The organism is Paraburkholderia nemoris (genome assembly GCF_905221015.1).
Classification (GTDB): domain Bacteria; phylum Pseudomonadota; class Gammaproteobacteria; order Burkholderiales; family Burkholderiaceae; genus Paraburkholderia; species Paraburkholderia nemoris.
Window position 1 is genome coordinate 1 of sequence record NZ_CAJNBO010000075.1, and the last position, 5789, is coordinate 5789.

At 57.9% G+C, this 5789-nt stretch carries 6 protein-coding genes and 1 pseudogene; 5 read left to right on the forward strand and 2 right to left on the reverse strand.

Annotation, left to right across the window (positions count from 1 at the left end; genetic code table 11):
* Positions 1-231: hypothetical protein (locus KHO33_RS41385; RefSeq protein ID WP_211629314.1), on the reverse strand; the 231-nt coding region annotated here is incomplete at its 3' end.
* A gap of 617 nt (positions 232-848) precedes the next feature.
* Here KHO33_RS41385 and KHO33_RS41390 point away from each other — a divergent pair.
* The 3 genes and pseudogenes from KHO33_RS41390 to KHO33_RS41400 form a co-directional block, all read left to right on the forward strand.
* Positions 849-1448, forward strand: coding sequence for a TetR/AcrR family transcriptional regulator (locus KHO33_RS41390; protein ID WP_200568499.1), 600 nt, complete (start codon positions 849-851; stop codon positions 1446-1448).
* 252 nt (positions 1449-1700) lie between these two features.
* The gene (locus KHO33_RS41395; RefSeq protein ID WP_200568498.1) at positions 1701-2582 is read left to right on the forward strand and encodes a hypothetical protein; all 882 of its coding nucleotides are present in this window, start codon (positions 1701-1703) and stop codon (positions 2580-2582) included.
* 574 nt (positions 2583-3156) lie between these two features.
* Positions 3157-4308, forward strand: a pseudogene (locus tag KHO33_RS41400) (IS3 family transposase); the annotation flags it as partial.
* A gap of 195 nt (positions 4309-4503) precedes the next feature.
* Here the strand turns inward: KHO33_RS41400 and KHO33_RS41405 are convergent.
* On the reverse strand, positions 4504-4734 hold the full coding sequence (locus tag KHO33_RS41405; protein ID WP_234480960.1) for a hypothetical protein: 231 nt from the start codon (positions 4732-4734) through the stop codon (positions 4504-4506).
* 135 nt (positions 4735-4869) lie between these two features.
* Between KHO33_RS41405 and KHO33_RS43095 the strand changes: the two genes are divergently transcribed.
* Entirely contained in the window at positions 4870-5112 is a 243-nt protein-coding gene (locus tag KHO33_RS43095; RefSeq protein ID WP_407946230.1) for a transposase, read from the forward strand.
* Positions 5113-5358: 246 nt separating this feature from the next.
* Positions 5359-5532, forward strand: coding sequence for a hypothetical protein (locus KHO33_RS41415; protein WP_200568496.1), 174 nt, complete (start codon positions 5359-5361; stop codon positions 5530-5532).
* Positions 5533-5789: the final 257 nt, after the last annotated feature.

Here is a 5789-nt window from a genome sequence, read left to right on the forward strand (position 1 = left end):
CATTAATAACCGCCTGCGGCCTTTCGCGGAGGCGAACAGGTACTCGTTCATCTGAGAGATGAAAACATGCTGGTTCGGCTTGCTCAAGCGTGAAAAAAGCAGCAGTGCGCGGTATATTTCGAGCAGTCCGTTCTGCCGTCGCACGGATACGTGCCACTCGTTCTTTAGTATTGGCATGGCCGAATGGCTCGTCAATTCCATTGGATTTAGGATGCCTGAGTTCTCATACATGTCTGTTTTTCAGCTTGCCAAGTGATCGAGGGTGAACATCGAATCCGCCAGCAAGTCACCTATGCTACCCAGTGCCTTCGGTTACCCACGCAAGACCGAACCTCACCGGCGCCTTTTTGGAGTCCCAGGCAGGATGATGTCAAGCCATCGAGTTGCCACTCAATCTCTGGACGAGGAGACCGGTCTGTATCATATCCCGTGTGACATGCCATGCACAACAGATTTCTTCGCACCCCACGTCTCAAGCCTGCGTTGGCGCGCATAACGGTGAGTTGAGCGAATTGGTGGAATCTGTATCGAGGCGGTATGATTTGCGCATTGAGTAGTGTTACTAAGCTAGATGGCTCTCGGTAGAGCATTAGGATTTGTCTGATTTTTTCGGGGTGTGTCGCGCGCGGAGCCCCGTGGCCCGTGAAGGCCGCGAACTCGATTGCTGCATCGGACATCTCTCTTGACATGTAACATACGCTTTGCTGTCCGGACTTCAGCCGCATCCGATTGTCGCGCTTGCAACTCCGTATCTCGACCGCATGAGTGGCCGGGTCCGGGTATCACCGTCACTCGACTATGCTCCTGGCAGCATGGACGCCATCACTCGACGCATATTGCGAGCAAACATGAAGCAAACGTATCCTGCGGCGAACATAAAGAAACAACACCTGATCGAAACGGCTACCCGACTCTTTAACAAGCATGGCTATCATGCCGTTGGCATTGACAGGATCATCCATGAATCGGACGTTGCCAAGATGACCATGTATCGGAACTTTCCATCGAAAGATAGTTTGGTATCCGAGGTTTTGCGACAGCGCATGGGGAAGATCCAGGCCTCAATATCCGAGTCGGTTGCGACGCGGGGAGAGGCAATGGACAAGCTTCGGGAGGTGTTTCTCTGGCATGGGCGCTGGTTTGATACGCCGGATTTCAATGGGTGCATGTTTATCGCCGCACTGTCCGAATTCGGAGGCAGTGACAACGAGATCGCTCGTGTCGCTACCGCCGAGAAGCAGAGAATGCGTGAGTTCATCCAGAATATTGTTGTTGAGCTGGTTCGGGGTTCCGCGGCTGCTCGTCTCACGCATCAGATTGTGATGTTGCTCGACGGGGCGATCATTTCCGCCCAGACCGGGGAAAAAAGAAAAGCAGCGATGGACGGATGGAAGGCCGCGAAGTGCCTCGTCGCCTCACAATTGCGTCAGTACCAGGTTGCGGGCTAAGCGCAGCCATGGGGGCGTCAGCGCTCCCGTCATGAAGCGCGACTCGCTCGATAATCGTCAGCGTGCCATCGGCACGTCTGCCGTGCTCCCGAACCCTATTGATCAAGCTGGCCCTTCGTGCCTCCCCGACCTGTTTGGTGCGACTGGTCGCAGCTGGATCGGGCGTAAGCCTGGCTTCGCTGGAGCGACCAGTGTCTCGCAGTACGACATCGAGACGATGTGTCAGTTGTCCCAACCCTTTCAAGGAAAGCCATGAGTTTGACGAAACATGAAAATTTCAATCACCCCCGCGAGCAGGCGGTGACAATGATGAGATCTACGCTCACGTCAGAGGCGTGGGAGCGCAATGCGAATTTCGTCCGGAGCCTGAAGAGTGAGATTGAAAATCACCCGATATCCAGACACCCTGTGATCGAAATTCTTAACAATTGCAAGATTGATGGCTCAACCCTGCAAAGGATTCACCTGGAATATCGATATGCCATCGTGCAAAGCTTTACTGACGCATTGCTTGCAGCGCAACTCCAGAGCCGGCAATTGGAACCCCGGCTCAAGGCGGGCTCCAAGATGGCGCCGCGTTTTCTGCTGACGCTAAACAGCCTGGATGAATTCGGGTTCAGGCCCGGGCTTGATGTTGACGGTTATTACCTTGGCAACCCTGGATGTGCACACTATCCGCTGTACGAAGCCGTGCTTGATGATCTGAAGCTAAGCGAGGCTGCACGGCGTGCCTTTGTTCCCAGTTCCGCCGCCGCGCTTGTCCGGCAAGTCCTTGAGGAAAGCTTCGGAAATTACGTTGATGTTACTGCGCTTCTCGCAGTGGCCGAACATGAGGTTATCCTGTTTACGCCGCCGCTGCGGCGTGCCACAGGCCGGCACGGCATTGACGTTGACGATGGTTACTATTTCGTGCATGGCGTCAGTGACGATGATACGGCGAACGCAGCTGATGACGATCATGCGAGCGATCTCTGGAATGTATTGACCCACGCTATCACTGAGGCAGACTATGAACGCGTCATTGAGACATGCAAATGTTATATTGACTTATGGTCTGATTTTTGGGACCAGCAGATTGTTTTCATGAATGCGCCGACACGTGACACAGAGCATTCCATTGCACACGAGTCGTGAGGTTGTATACCTGAGCGAACTAAAGCGGGTACAGGATGCGTCGAGAGACCGGCGACTAGCAAGGGGGTGCAAGTCCGCTGCAATGCAGGTGTAGCATCCCGCATTGGCTCCGAGTCGAGCGCAGCCATCCGCGAGGAGGTCGGCGAAGCTCCCGTAGCTTCGCAACACCGGGGCGAGTGCGCTGCCCTGTCGGGGTCCCAAGCCGGCATCCGCAGGAATTTCCGCCACCACTGCAACCTGCAAGTTTCCTGATGCGCTCGGCAAGACATCCGAACGCTTCATTCACGTACTCCAATGCCTTGGGTTCGGCGCCCTGTGCGCGCAGAGAGCTTTTGAAGCTTTCCAGATCGGCAAGCCATTGCCGATGCAGCTTGTCCAGTTCGCTGACTTGAGGTCGGAAGACTGGCAGGTTGCCGCTTCCACGAGACCCTTGATAGCCGCGTTCAAGTGTTGCTGCCGTTGTCAGCAATTGAGCCTCCAGTCGCCTGTGGTGTTCGGAACACCGGGCCATGCCGTCGTATGGAGTTGACCCGGTTTCGTAGACACCTATTCTTTGGAACAGGAGGGGTCCATCATGCAGAGACATCGCACCCCGTACCCGGCGGAATTCCGGGCACAGATAGTCGAACTGGTGCGCGCCGGACGTAAGCCCGAGGAACTGGCGACGGAGTTCGAGCCGACCGCACAGACCATCTACAACTGGGTCGCACAGGCTGATCGCGACTCGGGTAAGCGTCACGACGGGTTAACCACGGCGGAGCGTGAGGAACTGACACGGCTGCGTCGCGAGAACCGGCAACTCAAGCTTGAGCGAGACATATTGTCAAAAGCCGCGGCCTGGTTCGCCCGGGAGACCGGGACCGTGCCCGACAAGGGTTCGAGTTCATGAAAGCGAATCAGGCCATCTGGCCGGTTGTTACCATGGCGCGGCTGCTGGAGGTCTCCGCCAGCGGCTTCTACGTCTGGCTCGAGCGCAAACCGTCTGCTCATGCTCGAAGCGATGCGGATCTGCTCTCACGCATCCGTGCGATCTATACGCGCTCACGTGGAACCTACGGGATGCCGCGCATTTATGCGGAACTCACCGGACAGGGTATCCACGTCGGGCGCAAGCGGGTTGCGCGCCTGATGCGCACCGCAGGGCTGCGCGGCGTGAGCCGGCGTCGCTGGTTCAGTACTACGCAGCGGCAGCCCGATGCACGGCCAGCGCCGGACCTGGTGCAGCGGCACTTCAACGCCGACGCGCCGAACCAGTTGTGGGTGGCCGACGCCACTTATGTGCCGACCCGCGTCGGGTTTCTGTACCTTGCGGTGGTACTGGACGTGTTCAGCCGGCGCGTGGTGGGCTGGGCGATAGCCAACCATCTGCGCACCGGGCTGATGCTGCAGGCCCTGGACATGGCGCTGGCGCAACGCCATCCCAACGGGGTGATTCACCACTCGGACCAAGGTTGCCCAATACACTTCGCTTGCCTTCGGCCGGCGTTGCAGCGAAGCAGGCGTGCGTCCGTCCATGGGCACAGTGGGCGACTGCTTCGATAACGCCATGTGCGAGGCCTTCTTCGCCACGCTTGAATGTGAGCTGCTCGCGCGCACGCGATTCGATACGCATGAACAAGCCCGACAAGCGTTGTTCTCCTTCATTGAAGGCTGGTATAACCCGCACCGCCTTCACAGCTGCATCGGCTATCGCTCGCCAATGATTTACGAACGCATGCATGCCGCGAAAAACCAGACCTCGTCCGCATGCGGGCTGCCCACCGCCGGCCAGCGTCATGGTCGTAACAGGCGACCCGCCGTCCGGCCGTGGACAACCCGCAACGTCACGTCAAACGGAGGACACTCACCCAGACACAATTCAACTGCGTAACCGTCCACTGAAGCGGGTCACCCCCAGTAGGGCCGCGATGCCTTGTTGCGTTCAGCTTCGAACGCATCTTCCATGATCAGGGCGTAGCGGTAAAAACCGAGGAATTCGTTGCAGTGCGATGAGTTGATTGTCGGAGGTTCCGACCCAGATCCTGTGCAGATCGGGCAAGTCTCCCATCATGCGGTTAATGATGGCCTGTGCGTCGTTGACTTGCTGGGCGGAAAGCTGTTGCATGTGCTGACCGATCTTTGCTGTCAGCCGGCGAAATTCATTCATGCTCATGCTTTGACTGTTTCAGAACCCTCTTGATCGGTAAGCATCAGATCAAGGCCGTCGTGAAGAGAAGCTGGAGTGTGGCCAGTATGGCGTCCGCGATAACTTTTTGCGGACGCAAAATTGGACAACACTAAAGACACTGTGACAGCCGCACCGAAACGACCAAACTTCTCTGCGGAATTCCGGCGAATGATCGTGGAGCTGACACTGCAGTCCGGAGCATCGGTAGCGCGAATTGCCCGCGAGCACAATCTGAACGACAGCATGGTCTTCAAGTGGCGGCGGCGATATCGCGATGCGCAGGCGAAGGGCCTGCAGACGCACGCTGCGCCTGTCGTGCGGTGGTCGCAACATGAGCCGCGAGCTGTTCCTGCTCGAACTTGAGTTTTTATGGGAATCGCTCACGTTGGTCAATGTGGTTATGCCCGATGTGACGTACCGCAGTTTCAATGTCGACCGGCTCGATTACCAGCGCAAGAGCTCATCGGGTCTGTTGTTGATCGTTGTAGAGAGTCGTCCCATCGAGATCCGCACGAGCGCGCAGGCGACGTATTCGAACACCGTGCAGCCCTCAGGCAACGATCCGCAGAGCCCAGGCTGGGGGTCTGCACGGCGGCGAACGTCCCCGCGATGGCGAACCAGCTCACGCCGCTGCAGGCAGGCATCTCCAGCATCGAAAGCGCGTACCCGGGCGCGGCGCAATCCGTGTCGGCAATCGTCACCATGATGACAAACGAAGCGACCCGAGCAATGTCGGGTGTGGCCTCCTCGCTGGAGACAGCGGTGTCCGGGCTCGTGACCTGAGCCGTCAGATTGCGATGCTCACGATCCCGCTCGCGGCTGTGCCATCGCAGACGCTCAGCGTCGTGCTCGGACAGCAGAATTGTGGCCTCGCCGTTTATCAGAAAAGCAGCGGGTCTGAACCGCTCCGGGTTTTCCGGAGCGGTTCAATATCGGGCTTGTCGCCGTGTGTGACCGCGACAGCTCGTCGGTGCGCGCGAACCTCGCGCCCGCCGCGCCGGGCAGCCTGCGCAAGCACGACCTGCCCGACTCGGTCTATG